The sequence below is a fragment of the Flavobacterium anseongense genome (genome assembly GCF_021608185.1).
In the GTDB taxonomy this organism is placed as follows: domain Bacteria; phylum Bacteroidota; class Bacteroidia; order Flavobacteriales; family Flavobacteriaceae; genus Flavobacterium; species Flavobacterium anseongense.
Map to the genome: position 1 here is coordinate 15096 of NZ_JAKIHN010000005.1, position 15883 is coordinate 30978.

General features: G+C 37.9%; 12 protein-coding genes. 7 read left to right on the forward strand and 5 right to left on the reverse strand.

What is annotated here, in order from left to right:
- Positions 1 to 157 precede the first annotated feature (157 nt).
- From L1S35_RS08170 to L1S35_RS08185, 4 genes are all read right to left on the reverse strand, one after another.
- On the reverse strand, positions 158 to 1039 hold the full coding sequence (locus L1S35_RS08170; RefSeq protein WP_236399135.1) for an aldehyde dehydrogenase family protein: 882 nt from the start codon (positions 1037 to 1039) through the stop codon (positions 158 to 160).
- An 11-nt stretch (positions 1040 to 1050) separates the two neighbouring features.
- On the reverse strand, positions 1051 to 2517 hold the full coding sequence (locus L1S35_RS08175) for an aldehyde dehydrogenase family protein (RefSeq protein WP_236399138.1): 1467 nt from the start codon (positions 2515 to 2517) through the stop codon (positions 1051 to 1053).
- A 5-nt stretch (positions 2518 to 2522) separates the two neighbouring features.
- Positions 2523 to 3425, reverse strand: coding sequence for a deoxyribose-phosphate aldolase (gene deoC, locus L1S35_RS08180; protein ID WP_236399141.1), 903 nt, complete (start codon positions 3423 to 3425; stop codon positions 2523 to 2525).
- A gap of 260 nt (positions 3426 to 3685) precedes the next feature.
- A complete protein-coding gene (locus tag L1S35_RS08185) occupies positions 3686 to 3928 on the reverse strand; it encodes a hypothetical protein (protein WP_236399144.1) in 243 nt (80 codons plus the stop codon).
- 402 nt (positions 3929 to 4330) lie between these two features.
- Between L1S35_RS08185 and L1S35_RS08190 the strand changes: the two genes are divergently transcribed.
- Positions 4331 to 6349 carry a M13 family metallopeptidase gene (locus tag L1S35_RS08190; RefSeq protein ID WP_236399147.1) on the forward strand — a complete coding sequence of 673 codons (2019 nt, stop codon included), beginning with the start codon at positions 4331 to 4333 and terminating at the stop codon, positions 6347 to 6349.
- Between the two features lie 61 nt (positions 6350 to 6410).
- On the opposite strand, the gene L1S35_RS08195 is transcribed toward L1S35_RS08190, so the two are convergent.
- Positions 6411 to 7409, reverse strand: coding sequence for a GntR family transcriptional regulator (locus tag L1S35_RS08195; RefSeq protein WP_236399150.1), 999 nt, complete (start codon positions 7407 to 7409; stop codon positions 6411 to 6413).
- A gap of 100 nt (positions 7410 to 7509) precedes the next feature.
- Here L1S35_RS08195 and L1S35_RS08200 point away from each other — a divergent pair, with 100 nt between their 5' ends.
- Genes L1S35_RS08200 through L1S35_RS08225 form a run of 6 tightly spaced genes read left to right on the forward strand, consistent with a single transcriptional unit; the run spans position 7510 to position 15877 of the window.
- A complete protein-coding gene (locus L1S35_RS08200) occupies positions 7510 to 8583 on the forward strand; it encodes an aldose epimerase family protein (RefSeq protein WP_236399153.1) in 1074 nt (357 codons plus the stop codon).
- A 2-nt stretch (positions 8584 to 8585) separates the two neighbouring features.
- The gene (locus tag L1S35_RS08205; protein WP_236399156.1) at positions 8586 to 9584 is read left to right on the forward strand and encodes a glycoside hydrolase family 53 protein; all 999 of its coding nucleotides are present in this window, start codon (positions 8586 to 8588) and stop codon (positions 9582 to 9584) included.
- 4 nt (positions 9585 to 9588) lie between these two features.
- On the forward strand, positions 9589 to 11988 hold the full coding sequence (gene galA / locus L1S35_RS08210) for a beta-galactosidase GalA (protein WP_236399159.1): 2400 nt from the start codon (positions 9589 to 9591) through the stop codon (positions 11986 to 11988).
- Entirely contained in the window at positions 11985 to 13172 is a 1188-nt protein-coding gene (gene galK, locus L1S35_RS08215) for a galactokinase (protein ID WP_236399162.1), read from the forward strand. Before galA ends, galK begins: the two co-directional genes overlap by 4 nt.
- Positions 13153 to 14205: a UDP-glucose--hexose-1-phosphate uridylyltransferase gene (locus L1S35_RS08220; protein WP_236399165.1), complete on the forward strand. Its 1053-nt coding sequence runs from the start codon at positions 13153 to 13155 to the stop codon at positions 14203 to 14205. The genes galK and L1S35_RS08220 overlap by 20 nt, the downstream gene beginning before the upstream one ends.
- Position 14206: 1 nt before the next feature.
- Complete coding sequence (locus L1S35_RS08225; RefSeq protein ID WP_236399167.1) at positions 14207 to 15877, forward strand: sodium/sugar symporter; 1671 nt, start codon at positions 14207 to 14209, stop codon at positions 15875 to 15877.
- Positions 15878 to 15883: the final 6 nt, after the last annotated feature.

The window sequence follows — 15883 nt, forward strand, 5'->3', positions numbered from 1 at the left end:
AGCAATATGCTTTTTAAAAAATTGAATACTGATAATTTTGGATTCTGATTCAGACAAAAAACCCGAGAATTTCTCCTCGGGTTTTTTGTCATTCCCTTGAAAGCGGGAATCTATAATAATTGTTTGGATTCCCACCTTCGAGGGAATAACAATCCTTTTAATAACCAGCACCGGCACCAGCAATCACTTCGATTGGATGCCAGGTTGTTTTGGTTTCCTGAAAGTCAAAAATCAAATAAGGCGATTCGTGTTTTTCATCAAAATAATCGCCGTCTTCGCGGATGACAACGCGCTTTAAATTCTCGATAGCTAAATCCTGAATTTTGGCAATCATTTCTGCATCTTTTCCGCAATATAAAATCGCATTCACATCTTTGTGAGCAGCAAATTGCGTTAGCAATTCGGTTTGATTTCCCGTAAGGATATTAACCACGCCTCCAGGAACATCTGAAGTTGCTAATACTTCGGCAAAAGTAACCGCACACAACGCCAATTGTTCAGCAGCTAAAACTACACAGGTATTTCCACCGGCAATGATGGAAGCTATTTGAGTTACTAATCCGAGCAAGCCACTTTTTTGCGGGGCGAACACCGATACAACTCCCGTTGGTTCAGGAACTGAAAAGTTAAAGAAACTTCCCGAAACCGGATTTACGGTGCTATATAATTGGGTGTATTTATCGCACCAACCAGCATAATAAATCAATCGGTCAATGCTTAAATCGACTTCTTGTTGTGCTTTGGCTTTGGTGCTTCCCTGCAATTCTAATTCTTCTACGAATTGTGCTTTTCTTCCTTCGAGCACTTCGGCAATTCGATATAGAATCTGGCAACGGTTATAGGCTGTTTTGTGTGACCAGCCGCCTTGAGCGCCACGAGCTGCTACTACAGCATTTCTAAAATCTTTTACAGAAGACAAACACATGTTTGCCACCGTTTTTTTATTCGCAATAAGCGGATAATAACGTCCTGATTCGGTTCTTGGAAAACTTCCACCGATGTATATTTTATAGGTTTTCAAAACTTCTATTCTTGACATGTTGCTACTTTTTATTCAAATTTTAAATACGCTTCCAATCCGTGAACGCCGCCTTCTCTTCCGAAGCCGCTTTCTTTGTATCCGCCGAATGGCGAAGCAGGATCGAACTTGTTAAATGTGTTTGCCCAAACAACTCCGGCACGCATTTGCGATGTCATGTTGAAGATTTTGGAACCTTTATCTGTCCACACTCCAGCCGACAAGCCGTAAGGTGTGTTGTTTGCTTTTTCGATAACTTCGTCAACCGTTCTGAAGGTTTGAATGGCTAAAACCGGCCCGAATATTTCTTCCTGTGCGATTCTATTGGATTGGCTCACTTTTGTGAAAATTGTTGGTCGGCACCAGAATCCTTTTGATGGTAAATCGCACGAAGGCTGATACATTTCGGCACCTTCATTTTTTCCGATTTCGATATATTTAGCAATTGTTTCCAATTGTTTTTTAGAATTGATGGCTCCAATGTCTGTATTCTTATCTAATGGATCGCCAACGTTTAGGGAATTCATTCTGTCTTTTAATTTCTGAACGACAACATCGAATACCGATTCCTGAACATACAATCTTGAACCAGCACAGCAAACGTGTCCCTGGTTAAAGAAGATTCCGTTTACGATTCCTTCTACGGCTTGGTCTAGAGCGGCATCTTCAAAAATGATGTTGGCTGCTTTTCCTCCCAATTCCATAGTAGATTTTTTTGGAGTTCCGGCTATCGCTTTCATGATAATCTTACCAACCGCAGTTGAACCTGTGAAGGCAATTTTATCTACATCAGGATGATTTACGATAAAAGAACCTGTTAGTCCTGCGCCTGAAACGATGTTCACCACTCCGGCAGGTAAGCCCGCTTCCTGAATTACTTCTGCTAAAAGATAAGCGGTTAGCGGCGTAGTTTCTGAAGATTTAATTACGACTGTATTTCCTGCCGCTAAAGCCGGAGCGATTTTCCATGCCGCCATTAATAACGGGAAATTCCATGGAATGATTTGTCCGGCAACGCCTAATGCTTTTGGTTTTCTGTTTGGGAAAGCATACTCTAATTTATCTGCCCATCCGGCATAATAAAAGAAATGTGCTGCTGCCAAAGGAACATCAACATCACGAGATTCGCGAATGGCTTTGCCACCGTTTAGGGTTTCCACCACTGCAAATTCACGTGCGCGTTCCTGAATAATTCTCGCAATTCGGTAAATGTATTTTCCGCGTTCTTTTCCGGATAATTTTGACCAAACGGTATCGTATGCTTTTCTTGCAGCCTTTACAGCCGAGTCAATATCGGCTTCATTTGCTTCGGCTACTTTAGCTAAAACTTTTTCGTTTGCCGGATTTATAGTATCAAAATACTTTCCTGATTTAGGTGCGACAAATTTGCCATTGATAAATAAATCGTAAGTATCCTTTAATTTGAAATGCGTTGTACTTTCCGGTGCTGGTGCTAAATTCCAGTCAGAACTAAAATCTATTTTATGTGTTTTCTTCATTGGAATTAAACTTTAGAAAAATAATCATTTGATTGGTAAATACCTGATTGTTGTTTGGCGATTTGCAACAAAACATCGTTTGCCAAACTACTGGCTCCGAAACGGAAATATTCGTTGGTTAACCATTTTCCGCCAAGGGTTTCTTTTACCATTAATAAATACTGCAGGGCTAGTTTGGATGTTGAAATTCCGCCTGCAGGTTTCATTCCAATCATGATTCCGGTTTTATAATAATAGTCGCGGATTGCTTCAAGCATTACCAAAGTTACGGGTAAAGTTGCTGCCGGTTTTATTTTCCCGGTAGAAGTTTTGATGAAGTCGGCTCCGGCATACATTGCAATGTCACTTGCCTGACGTACTTTGTCAAGCGTTCCGATTTCGCCTGTTTCAAGGATAACTTTTAGTCGTACATTTTTACCGCAAGCTTCTTTTATCATCGCAATTTCATCGAAAACAAAATTGTAGTCACCGCTGTGGAATTTTCCTCTGCTGATTACCATATCAACTTCATCGGCACCATTATCGACAGCCATTTTAGTATCTAATAATTTGATTTCAGCACTGGATTGTCCGCTTGGAAAGGCTGTGGCAACTGCAGCTACTTTTACGCCTGTTCCTTTGAGTTCGTTAACCGCAAGTTTGACAAAATTTGGATACACACAAACGGCAGCTGTGGTTGGTAATCCCGGAATATCATCATGCAAATGATGTGCTTTAAAGCAAAGTTGTTTTACTTTTTCTTCAGTATCAGCACCTTCAAGCGTAGTCAAATCAATCATATTTAAAGCCATAAGTAAGCCTTGCATTTTTGATTCTTTCTTTATACTTCGGGCAGTAATCCGGGCTATTCTATCCTCAATTCCAACCTGATCAATGCGTGGGGAATTTGAAAAATCTATCTGTTTCATTTATAAGTTTCGTTAAAATCTGAGTCAATCGATTAATTTCAAAATCGACTCGAACAGACAAATATATAAAAGGTTTATGAAGTTTAGGGGGTTTAGGGGATGAAAAGTTTCGGATAGTCGTAGTAAGCAGTTTAATTATTGCCTTGTGAATTTGATATTGGGGGAGAATGTTCAATAGACATTCTGTAATTATTAGAGGTGTAACATCACCAGAAGGGATTCGCGTACCTTCTGGTAAAAGATTATCCAAAAAACTTGCTTTAAAGTTGTATTAAATGAAACCCATATTCTGAAATGATTAGTTTGTGCGTTTGAAAGAAGAGCTTCTTTTTATTAATCATGTCAATAATCTCCTCTTCTGATGGGAAAAAAAGTTCAAATGCTCCCGGATTCAATTCAAAAAACAGGACAGGGTCATCTATCTTTTCTCCATTGTAAAAATACTCTATGAGTAGTGGGTTATCGATGCTTTGAGTATACTCAAAAATAGTAGCAAAAGGCATAAGTAGGCATTGTTTAGTTTTGGGACTGTAAAGGTATCCAAACGTTTTTATAAATAATGTTAAAAGCCATGTCTTAACTGTTAAAAAAACAGGTCGTTTATCGAAATTAACATTTGGAGAAAATTACTCGCTATCGCACAAATCTTTACCATCTTTTTTATAAGTTAAAAGAAAGGCAATTCCCCTCTCTAGCCCCGATAGGAGCGGCATCCTCGCGAAGCGAGATATAGCGGATAGCGGGAGTAAGGTTGTAAAGGTGCAATGACGTAGTGCTCCTAATCAATATGAAAAACATTCTTATTTGTAACAAAGCGCTCATCCTTATGTCTAACGATTCTATTAACTTAAATCAGCTATTTTAATATTTATTACCTTTAGCAGATAAATTAAACCAACCAATCAATGAAAAACTTAAAACTAACTCTTCTTGCCGCGGTTGTTCTGGTAGCTTCCTGCGCTAAAAAAGAAGAACTTACTTCGGGTATCAATAAAAAAAATATGGATACCAAAGTAAATCCGGGCGATAATTTTGCCGATTATGTAAACGGAACTTGGTATAAAAACACCAAAATTCCGGCTGATAAAGCTTCTTATGGTGCGTTTGATATGCTTTATGATCAATCATTAGTAGATGTAAGAGCCATTATTGAAGATGCTGCAAAAGGCACTAATGCTGATGGTAGTGACGAACAAAAAATTGGCGATTACTTTGCTTCTTTTATGAATAGAAAAGACAGAGATGCTAAAGGAGTTAAACCTATTCAACCAGAGATAAAAGCTATCGATGGCATTGCTACTTATTCCGATTTGGCAGGTTATTTTGGTAAAGCAATTAGAACTGGTGTAACTAATCCTTTTAATATATTCGTTGGCCAAGATTCTAAAAATCCAAATGAATATGCCTTAACCACATGGCAGGGAGGAATTGGACTTCCGGAAAGAGAATACTATACATCAACCGATGCAAAGATGGCTGATATTCGCAAAAAATATGTTGCCCATGTTGAAAAGATGCTACAATTGAGTGGTGTTGAAAACGCAACTGAAAGCGCAGCTAAAATCATGGCTCTTGAAACAACTATCGCTTCAAGTCATATGAAAAAAGAAGATACCCGCGATGTTGTAAAACTCTACAATAAATACAATACGGCTGATTTAAAAACCTTAATGCCTGATTTTGATTGGACTGCCCTGCTTAAGACTGCAGGTATGGACAAAGAAAAATCAATTATCATTTCACAAGTTGACTATACAAAAAGCCTAAACAACATTATTAAAAGCACGCCTCTTGATACGTGGAAAATGTATCTTAAATGGGGTTTAATAAACAGAAATGCCGGTAGACTGAACTCTGCATTGGACAATCAAAACTTTGAGTTTTACAGCAAAACGCTTTACGGAACAGAGAAGCAACAAGAAGATTGGAAACGTGGCGTTAATGCTGTTAATGGTGCCATGGGCGAAATGGTAGGAAAGGTTTATGTTAAGAAACACTTCTCTCCTGAAGCCAAAGAGCGCATGGTGACTTTGGTTAAAAACCTATTGAAAGCTTACGCTGAAAGTATCAAAAAGTTAGATTGGATGGGAGCTGAAACCAAAAAACAAGCGTTAGCTAAGGTTGATAAATTCATGATTAAAATTGGTTATCCTGATAACTGGAGAGATTACTCTTCGTTGAAAATTGCCAAAAACGACTTGTATGGAAACTCCTCGAGAGCCAACGAATTTGAATACCAAAGAAACTTAAACAAATTAGGAAAACCTGTTGACAGAACTGAATGGGGCATGACACCACAAACGGTGAATGCTTACTATAACCCAACGCTTAACGAAATTGTTTTCCCAGCTGCTATTTTGCAACCGCCTTTCTTTGATTTAAATGCTGATGATGCTGTAAATTATGGTGGAATTGGAGCTGTAATCGGTCACGAAATTGGTCACGGATTTGACGACCAGGGAAGCGCTTATGATGGCGATGGAGTAATGAAAAACTGGTGGACTGATGCCGATTTAAAGGCATTCAAGGCAAAAACTGCTGCGCTGGAAACACAATATAACAGCTTCAAAGCATTCCCTGATTTAAATGTGAATGGTGCCTTTACTTTGGGAGAAAACATTGGTGACCTTGGCGGATTGAGCATTGCTATCAAAGCTTATAAAGCAAGCCTTGGCGGAAAAGAAGCTCCGGTTATGGATGGTTTCACAGGTATGCAGCGTGTGTTCTTAGGCTGGGGACAAGTTTGGGGAGAAAAAATACGCGATGAAGCTTTGAGAAGTCAAATTGCCGGCGACCCACATTCACCTGCAAAATTCAGAATTAATGGTGTTGTTAGAAATGTCCCTGAATTCTATGAAGCATTCAAAATAAAACCAACGGATTCATTATATCTTGCTCCTGAAAAGCGGGTTAAGATTTGGTAATATTTTTTAGAAATAAATTAAAAGCCCAGTCTCGTTCTAAAACGAGATTGGGTTTTTTTATTTAAAGCGAGTTTCTGATTATTAAATCGGATTGATTTTCAATTTGCTCTTTTCCTGAATTTAGCACCATTGAAGCCAGCGTTTTTCCCATTACTTTGAAATCGGTTGAAATGGTTGTTATCCCATTTTCAACAACCTTTTTTAATGGTGTGTCGTTATAAGATATAATTCCGAAATCTTTCCCAATAATTAAATCCTGCCATTTAGCCTGCTCAATTACGTTGACCAAATGCCTGTCTGTTGGAATGATAAAAACATCACCTTGATTTATAGTGTTTTCTTCAAAACCCGTTATAATTTCTTTTTCAAATAAGTTATCGTTGCAAAATTTATTAAACCCCTCAACCATTCCTAAAGGCTCTTTGTTTCCCGGAAATATCAATATCAGTTTTTTGTATTTTGACAAAAGTGATTTGCCTTTCTCTAAGCCAGCATAAATATCTTTTGAAAAGTTTTGATGTACTGATGGGAAATTAGCCAAATCATTGTTCGTCTGGTCTAAAATGTAAACATCTTGTTTGGGCAATGTTTTAATTATCGAAGCTACGCCATTCAAATTAGTAGGCATTACGATATACTTCGAATAATTTCCATTGCTTTCAGAAATAAGTTTTTTGAACATCTCGATATTGAAATGATGAAAGAAAATATCAATCTGAGCAACATTATTCATGGCTTCCATAAAGGAATTATAAATGTCTTCCTTAAAAGAATTCAATTCATCAAACAACAAAAAAATTCTTTGTTCAAAACTAAACTCTACACTTTTTATATAATAGCCTTTGCCCAAAATAGCGAAGACAATACCTCTTTTTTTCAGTTCATCATAAGCCAATAAAACCGTATCTCTTGAAATCGAAAACTCCAAACTGACTTTGTTTACCGAAGGTAATTTATCGCCTTTCTTTAATCTGTTTTCCGCAATAGCAACTTCTATCGACCAAACTATTTGTTTGTATTTGGGTGTTCCCGACTGGTTTTCTATCGTAATTAATTTCATAACATCAATAACTGGTGGCAAGATACTAAAAAACCGGTAGGTACTGGTATGGTTAAATAGGATTGTTTTATACTTTTATTGCCGGATTTATAAAAAACCCATGATAAAAAATAACATTTCTCAAATTACCTCTTCGATAAATACGAAATCATTCGGTTTTACTCCCGATGGTAATGAGGTTTTTTGCTATACGATAACCAATACAAAAGGAACTGAAGTGAGTATAATGACTTATGGCGCAACGATTACATCCTTAAAAATTCCGATTGGTAATGGCCAAAAAATCGATGTTGCTTTGGGTTTTGATTCGTTGGAAGAGTATATCAATTCTTATTATTTACCAAGTCCGCCTTATTTTGGAACAACCGTTGGACGGTTTGCAGGTCGAATAAACAATGCCGAGTTTTCACTAAATGGGGAGCGAAATTTTCTAAACAAAAATCATGGCGAACACAATCTGCATGGTGGAATTTTAGGATTTAGCAGAAAGCTTTGGAAAGTTATAGCATCAACTTCTGAAGAAAATCCATCCATTACTTTAGAATATATTAGTAAAAATAATGAAGAGAATTTTCCGGGAGAATTGACCGTTCAGGTGACTTATACTTTGACTTCAGCAAACGAACTCAAGGTAAGTTATACGGCCACAACATCTGAAGATACGATTGTTAATTTAACCCAACACAGTTACTTTAATTTAGACGGACATTCGAATGCTGTTTCGAATCAAAAACTTATAATTAATTCAGAAAAAATACTGGAAACGAATGATGAACTTATTCCGACCGGGAATTTTGTTCCTTTAAAAAATCACCCATTTGATTTTAATGAAGCTAAAGATTGTCCAACTTCCATCGACAACACTTTTCTATTGGAGAATGATACAAGCGTAAGCGAACTGGCGGAGCAAAATGCAGTCACTCTTATCAGTGAAAAGAACAAACTGCAACTATCGGTTATAACCAATCAACCTGCGGTTCACATTTATGTTGGCGGAAACTGTTTCGGTAAAATCAAAGGAAAAGAAAATGCCGATTATCATCCAAAAAGCGGGATTTGCTTTGAAACACAAAACTTCCCTGACGCACCAAATCACGCTCATTTTCCAAATTCTGTTTTGAAAAAAGGAGAGCTGTATAATCATAAGACAACATTCAAATTTGAAAATTTATAATCATGAAAAAACTATTTTTAATATTACTTATTTCGACAATTGGCTTTAGCCAAAACAAACCCTTTGCAAAAGGCGCCGATGTAGGTTGGTTGCCTCAAATGGAAGCCACAGGTTATAAATTTTACGATACCGATGGCAAAGAAAAAGACTGTCTGCAATTGCTAAAAGACCGTGGAATGAACTCCATTCGCCTACGTGTTTGGGTAAATCCATCTGATGATAAAGCCAGTGGACATTGCAGTAAAGAAGAGACCATCATTATGGCTTTACGCGCACAAAAAATGGGGTTTCGCATCATGATTGATTTCCATTATTCTGATTCCTGGGCTGATCCGGCAAAGCAATTCAAACCAAAAGCATGGGAAAACCATTCGTTCCCGGAATTATTAAACGATGTTTACAATCATACTTTTGATGTAATCAATGCGCTGAAAGTTGCCGGTGTTACTCCGGAATGGGTGCAAATTGGAAACGAAATTCCAGGCGGAATGCTTTGGCCTGATGGCAGTACGAATCACTGGGATCAACTTGGACAATTATTAAATAAAGGTTACGATGCGGTTAAAGCTGTTGACAAAAACATCAAGGTCATTGTGCATGTGGATGAAGGAAATAACAATGCTAAATTCAGAATTTTTTTTGATAATGCTACCAAACAAAAAGTACGTTATGACGTAATCGGTTTATCCTATTATCCGTTTTGGATTAAGAAAGATTACACCGAAGTCATAGCCGATTTAGAATTCAATCTGAATGATATGGTAAAACGTTACGGTAAAGAAGTGATGATAGTTGAAATTGGTGGCGAAGACGATAAGGTTGAAAACACATACCAACTATTGGCCACAGCCATTAAAGCCGTGAAAAACATTCCTAATAACAAAGGTCTTGGCGTTTTATATTGGGAACCGCAAGGTGCAAGAAGCTGGAGTCATTACAACTTAAGCGCCTGGCAAGCCGATGGGAAACCGTCACCTGCTTTAGATGCTTTTAAAGAATAAAACAATGCTAAAAAAAACACTACTCCTACTACTACTCTTTTTCTTTGCCATCACAAATGCGCAAAAGAAGATAAACTTAGATGAAGGTTGGAAATTCCATCTCGGAAATTCGGCCAATCCTGATAAGGATTTCGATTACGGAAATAAGTTGCTATTACACAAATCAAATGTCTTTGAAACAACGATTATCAGTCCAAAATTTGTTGATTCTACCTGGACAAAGGTTGACGTCCCTCACGATTGGGTTGTGGCACTTCCTTTTGTAAAATCAGCAACACATGAAATGGATAGTCATGGTTACAAACCTGTTGGCGGATTGTATCCTGAAACGAGTATTGGTTGGTACAGAAAGCATTTTTCTGTAGATAAAAAAGACGAAGGAAAACGTTTCGAAATCCAATTTGATGGCGTTTATAGAAATGCTGCTGTTTGGGTAAATGGTTTTTACGTTGGCACCAATTTTAGTGGTTATGTTGGCAAATCCTACGACATCACTGATTATATGAATTTTGAAAATGAAAATGTAATCGTTGTTCGTGTAGATGCAACGCAAAGCGAAGGTTGGTTTTATGAAGGCGCCGGAATTTATCGTCACGTTTGGTTAAACATTCGCAACAATGTTCATATTCCGGAAGATGGTGTTTTTGTTTATTCAACTGTAAATGGTAAAAATGCTTCCGTAACGATTGAAACAGAAGTCGAAAACAAAAATTTGACTTCTTCAAAAGGAACTATTTATTCTTATGTAACCGATAGAAATGGAAAACAAATTGCCAAAACTTCGGAACAAAATTTCACACTTTCAGTCAATGGAAAAACTACTGTCAAGCAAAAAATTACTTTAAATAATGCCAATTTATGGTCATTAGAAAATCCGTATTTGTACAAAGTCGTTTCTGTTGTAAAGCAAGACAATCAGATTGTCGATAAAAAGAAAGTCAATTTCGGAATCAAAACGGTGCGATTTGATGCCAATGAAGGTTTCTTCCTTAACGGAAAACATATCAAAATTCAAGGCACAAATAATCATCAGGATCACGCTGGTCTTGGAAGTGCATTGCCCGATTTTATGCAATATTACCGCATAAAACTATTAAAAGAAATGGGTTCTAATGCTTACAGAACAAGTCATAATGCTCCGACTCCGGAACTTTTAGAAGCCTGTGACAGTTTGGGAATGTTGGTTTTAGATGAACAGCGATTATTGAATAGTAGCCCTGAATATGTTGACCAATTCCAGCGATTACTTCGTCGTGACCGAAATCATCCTTCCGTATTTTTATGGTCGATTGGAAACGAAGAACAAAACATTCAGGGGAATGAATACGGCAAACGAATTGCGCAATCGTTATTGGCTATTCAAAAGAAATTAGATCCTTCGCGAACGAGTACGTATGCTGCCGATATGGGCAATGATTTTAAAGGTGTAAACGAAGTGATTCCGATTCGAGGATTCAATTACCGCCAATTTGCTGTAGCCGATTATCATCGCGATCATCCAAATCAGCCTTTGCTTGGAACCGAAATGGGAAGTACCGTAACCACTCGTGGCATTTATGAAAAAGATGAAATCAAGGCCTATGTTCCCGACCAAGATATTACCGCTCCATGGTGGGCAAGCAAAGCCGAAGATTGGTGGAAATTAGCCGCCGAAAATAAGTATTGGTTAGGTGGTTTTGTATGGACAGGTTTTGATTATCGTGGTGAACCAACGCCTTATAAATGGCCAAATATCAATTCGCATTTCGGAATTTTAGATGTTTGCGGTTTCCCGAAAAACATTTATTACTACTATAAAAGTTGGTGGACCAACGAAGATATCCTTCATATTTCTCCACATTGGAATTGGCAGGATAAAATTGGAAAGCCAATTGATGTTTGGGTAAACACCAATGCCGATGATGTTGAATTATTTTTAAACGGAAAAAGCTTGGGTAAAAAAGTAATGCCACGGAATTCCCATCTGCAATGGCAAGTCAATTACGAGCCAGGAACATTGGAAGCCATTGCATATAAAAAAGGAAAAAAATTAACTACTAAAGTAGAAACCACAGGTCAGGCATCAAAAGTTATTGTTTCCCCAGACAAAACTGTGATGCTTGCCGATGGTAAAGACGGAACGGTTATCAATGTTTCTTTCGTCGATACAAATGGCAAAGAAGTTCCCGATGCAAACAATATGATTTACTTTTCTATTTCAGGCGATGCCAAAATTATTGGTGTTGGCAATGGCGATCCAAGTTCGCATGAAGCAGATAAATGTGCGGGTGGCATGTGGCAACGAAGCGCTTTCAACGGAAAATGCCAAGTCATTATTCAAGCTGGGAAAACTGCCGGTTCAGTAATATTGGAAGCCAAATCCAACGGATTGGTTTCCGCTTCAACAACAATACAAATCAAATGAAGAAATTAATCCAACATACAACGGAACATTTTGAAAAGTTGTTTCACAACAAGCCGGAATACATTTTTCTGTCTCCGGGAAGAATCAATATTATCGGAGAACATGTTGACTATAACGACGGTTTTGTAATGCCGGCCGCCATCAATAAATACATTTGTTTTGCGATTTCAAAAAATGAAAACAGCGAGTGCGCTCTTATTGCCAAAGATTTAAACGAAGCCTACAAATTTGATTTAAACGATGAGTTAAAACCAGTCGACAAAATGTGGGTGAATTATATTTTGGGTGTGTTGAGTCAGTTAAAAGACAAACACGGATTGGCACAAGGTTTCAATATTGTTTTCAGCAGTACGATTCCGATGGGCGCCGGACTTTCTTCTTCAGCAGCTCTCGAATGCGGCATTGGCTATGCTATGAATACCTTGTTTGATTTGGGTTTAACCAAAGAACAAATCGCACTCATCGGACAAAAATCAGAACATACTTTTGTGGGCGTGAATTGTGGTATCATGGATCAGTTTGCTTCGGTTTTTGGCAAAAAGGATAAAGTCATCAAACTCGATTGCAATACTTTGGAATATGAATATTACAATGCCGACTTCAGGAAATATTCGTTACTTTTATTGGACAGCAATGTAAAACACACGCACTTAACTTCGGGTTATAATGTGAGAAGAAAGGAAGTCGAAAAAGGATTGGCTATTATAAAAAAGAACTTCCCAAATGTAAAAACATTCAGAGATTGCACTGAAGAAATGGTTTTGGAACTAAACGAACAATTAGGAAGAACAATTTTTAAACGCTGTCATTTTGTTGTGAAAGAGATTCAACGTGTTCGTGATGCTGCAACTGCTTTGAATAATTCTGATTTTGCAACATTAGGCAAATTGATGTCGGAAACACATAATGGTTTGTCCAAAGAATACGAAGTGAGTTGTGACGAAATTGACTTTTTAGTCGATGCTGTTCAACAGGATAAAACTGTTTTAGGATCCCGAATGATGGGTGGCGGGTTTGGAGGTTGCTCTATCAACTTAGTTGAAAAAGGAACCGAAGAAGTACTTATTAAAACCATTTCCAAAAGTTACTTAAACGCTTTTGGCATAGAATTAAAAGCTTATAAAGTAAAAATTTCAAAAGGCACAACGCTTTACAAAATCAAAAATGACACAATTCAACAATAACGAACATCCACATAGAAGATACAATCCTTTGCTTGACGAATGGATATTGGTTTCGCCACATCGTAATAAGCGTCCCTGGCAGGGGCAAAATGAAAAACTACACGAAGACAATCGCCCCGAACACGATGAAAACTGTTATTTATGCGCCGGAAATGTTCGTGCAAATGGTATAAAAAATCCTGATTACACGGATTGTTATGTATTCGAAAATGATTTTTCGGCTTTACTAAGAGAGGAAGTCAATTATGAAAATAAAAACAATTCCTTATTCCAATTAAAACCCGAAAGAGGCATCAATAAAGTCGTTTGTTTTTCGCCAAAACACAATATCACTTTGCCGGAAATGGAAGTTTCTGATATTGAAAAAGTGGTGCAAACCTGGGCCGAACAATACATCGAATTGGGAAGTCACGACTATATCAACTACGTTCAGATTTTTGAAAACAAAGGCAGCGTGATGGGTTGCAGCAATCCGCATCCGCACGGACAAATTTGGGCACAATCATCTTTGCCAACACAGGTTGAAAAAACTCAAAAAAGCCTTCGCGCCTATTTCGAAAAAAACAATTCGAGCTTATTAAAAGATTATTTAGAAGCCGAATTAAAAAAGGAAGAACGCATTGTTTTAGAAAACAATCATTTTGCGGTCGTGGTCCCGTTTTGGGCAATCTGGCCATACGAAACGATGATTATCAGCAAGAGGCATTTTGGCAATATCATCGCGATGACGGCAGCAGAAACTTCAGCATTTGCCGAAATCATCAAAGGAATTACCGTGAAATACGACAACCTTTTTGAAACTTCTTTTCCGTATTCAGCCGGAATTCATCAAGCGCCAACCGACAGGGTTTCGCATCCCGAATGGCATTTTCACATGCATTTTTATCCACCATTATTGCGAAGCGCAACTGTGAAAAAATTCATGGTAGGATACGAAATGCTGGGTGAAGCACAACGCGATATTTCGCCTGAACAAAGTGCTAAAATTTTAAGAGACTTACCAAACCAACATTATAAAACCAAAACCAATTGATATGCAAACCTTAGCCACCCAAGATTATATTGTTTTCTTCCTGTATTTCGTCATTATCGTAGGCTACGGATTCTGGATTTACAACCGAAAAAAGAAAGCACAAGCCAGCAGTAATGACTATTTTCTGGCCGAAGGTTCACTGACTTGGTGGGCGATTGGTGCGTCCTTAATTGCGAGTAACATCAGTGCCGAACAATTTATCGGAATGAGTGGCAGTGGTTTCAAAATGGGTTTAGCAATTGCCACTTATGAATGGATGGCAGCGGCTACGTTAGTCATAGTTGCGGTTTTCTTTATGCCGGTTTATCTGAAGAATAAAATTTTTACGATGCCACAATACCTCAACAAACGTTACAACAGCAACGTGGCAATGATTATGGCGGTATTTTGGCTCCTGCTTTATGTCTTGGTGAATCTGACTTCTATTTTATATTTGGGCGCTTTGGCGATTAGCAGTATTTCGGGATTAAACATTACTTTTTGCATGATATTCTTGGCGTTTTTTGCTGTGATGATTACGCTTGGCGGAATGAAAGTTATTGGTTATACCGATGTGATTCAGGTGTTCTTTTTGATTTTGGGTGGATTGGTAACCACTTATTTGGCTCTGAATTTAGTCGCAACCGAATTTGGTTCAACCGGAGTTATCAATGGATTTAATCTGATGCAGGAGAAAGCAGGTGATCATTTCCACATGATATTTGATAAATCGAATCCCAATTATATGGACTTACCCGGATTATCCGTTTTGATTGGTGGTATGTTAATCATTAATTTGAATTATTGGGGTTGCAACCAATACATCACGCAAAGAGCTTTGGGCGCTGATTTAAAAACGGCACGTAGCGGAATCTTATTTGCAGCTTTCTTAAAATTACTAATGCCTGTCATCGTGGTTTTACCGGGAATTGCGGCTTTTGTTTTATACCAAAACGGTCATTTTCAAACCGAGATGTTGCAGGATGGAAGCGTAAATCCTGACCGAGCTTATCCAATCTTATTGAACTTATTACCTGTTGGATTAAAAGGATTGTCGTTTGCTGCGTTAACTGCGGCGATAGTAGCCTCTTTAGCCGGAAAAGCCAATAGTATTGCGACTATTTTCACCCTAGACATTTATAAAACCAAATTAAATGTCGAAGCAGATGAAAAGAAATTAGTAAAAATCGGGAAAACAACTATTATAACCGCTATGATTGTAGCTGTGGTTGTGGCTCCATTTTTAGGTATCGATAAAAAAGGTGGATTTCAATACATTCAGGAATATACAGGTTTTGTGAGTCCGGGAGTTTTCGCGATGTTTATTCTTGGATTCTTCTGGAAAAAAACAACTTCAAATGCCGCTTTGTTTGCAACGATTGGCGGATTCCTATTCTCGATTATTTTCAAATTCATGCCTGCTTTTGTCGATTTATCATTCCTGAATCCGATGGGATTTGCTGTGCCAAATGCAGATGGCCTTTATGAAATTCCGTTTATTGACCGTATGGGATTTGTATTCCTGATTTGCGTGATTGGTATGTATTTCATCAGTAGCTATGAAAACAAAAAAGGCGTTCAGCCAAACGGTTTAGAAGTAGATAAAACGATGTTCAAAATGTCGCCGGGCTTCACAGTTGGAATGTTGATTATCACGGCTATTTTAGCTGCATTGTATACTGTTTTCTGGTAGAAAACC

Bases quoted from the DNA above. Each gene is read 5' to 3' on its own strand.
- L1S35_RS08200 (WP_236399153.1), top strand. From the start codon at position 7,510: ATGATAAAAAATAACATTTCTCAAATTACCTCTTCGATAAATACGAAA.
- L1S35_RS08225 (WP_236399167.1), top strand. From the start codon at position 14,207: ATGCAAACCTTAGCCACCCAAGATTATATTGTTTTCTTCCTGTATTTC.
- L1S35_RS08220 (WP_236399165.1), top strand. From the start codon at position 13,153: ATGACACAATTCAACAATAACGAACATCCACATAGAAGATACAATCCT.
- L1S35_RS08185 (WP_236399144.1), bottom strand. From the start codon at position 3,928: ATGCCTTTTGCTACTATTTTTGAGTATACTCAAAGCATCGATAACCCA.
- L1S35_RS08195 (WP_236399150.1), bottom strand. From the start codon at position 7,409: ATGAAATTAATTACGATAGAAAACCAGTCGGGAACACCCAAATACAAA.
- galK (WP_236399162.1), top strand. From the start codon at position 11,985: ATGAAGAAATTAATCCAACATACAACGGAACATTTTGAAAAGTTGTTT.
- L1S35_RS08190 (WP_236399147.1), top strand. From the start codon at position 4,331: ATGAAAAACTTAAAACTAACTCTTCTTGCCGCGGTTGTTCTGGTAGCT.
- L1S35_RS08205 (WP_236399156.1), top strand. From the start codon at position 8,586: ATGAAAAAACTATTTTTAATATTACTTATTTCGACAATTGGCTTTAGC.
- L1S35_RS08170 (WP_236399135.1), bottom strand. From the start codon at position 1,039: ATGTCAAGAATAGAAGTTTTGAAAACCTATAAAATATACATCGGTGGA.
- galA (WP_236399159.1), top strand. From the start codon at position 9,589: ATGCTAAAAAAAACACTACTCCTACTACTACTCTTTTTCTTTGCCATC.
- L1S35_RS08175 (WP_236399138.1), bottom strand. From the start codon at position 2,517: ATGAAGAAAACACATAAAATAGATTTTAGTTCTGACTGGAATTTAGCA.
- deoC (WP_236399141.1), bottom strand. From the start codon at position 3,425: ATGAAACAGATAGATTTTTCAAATTCCCCACGCATTGATCAGGTTGGA.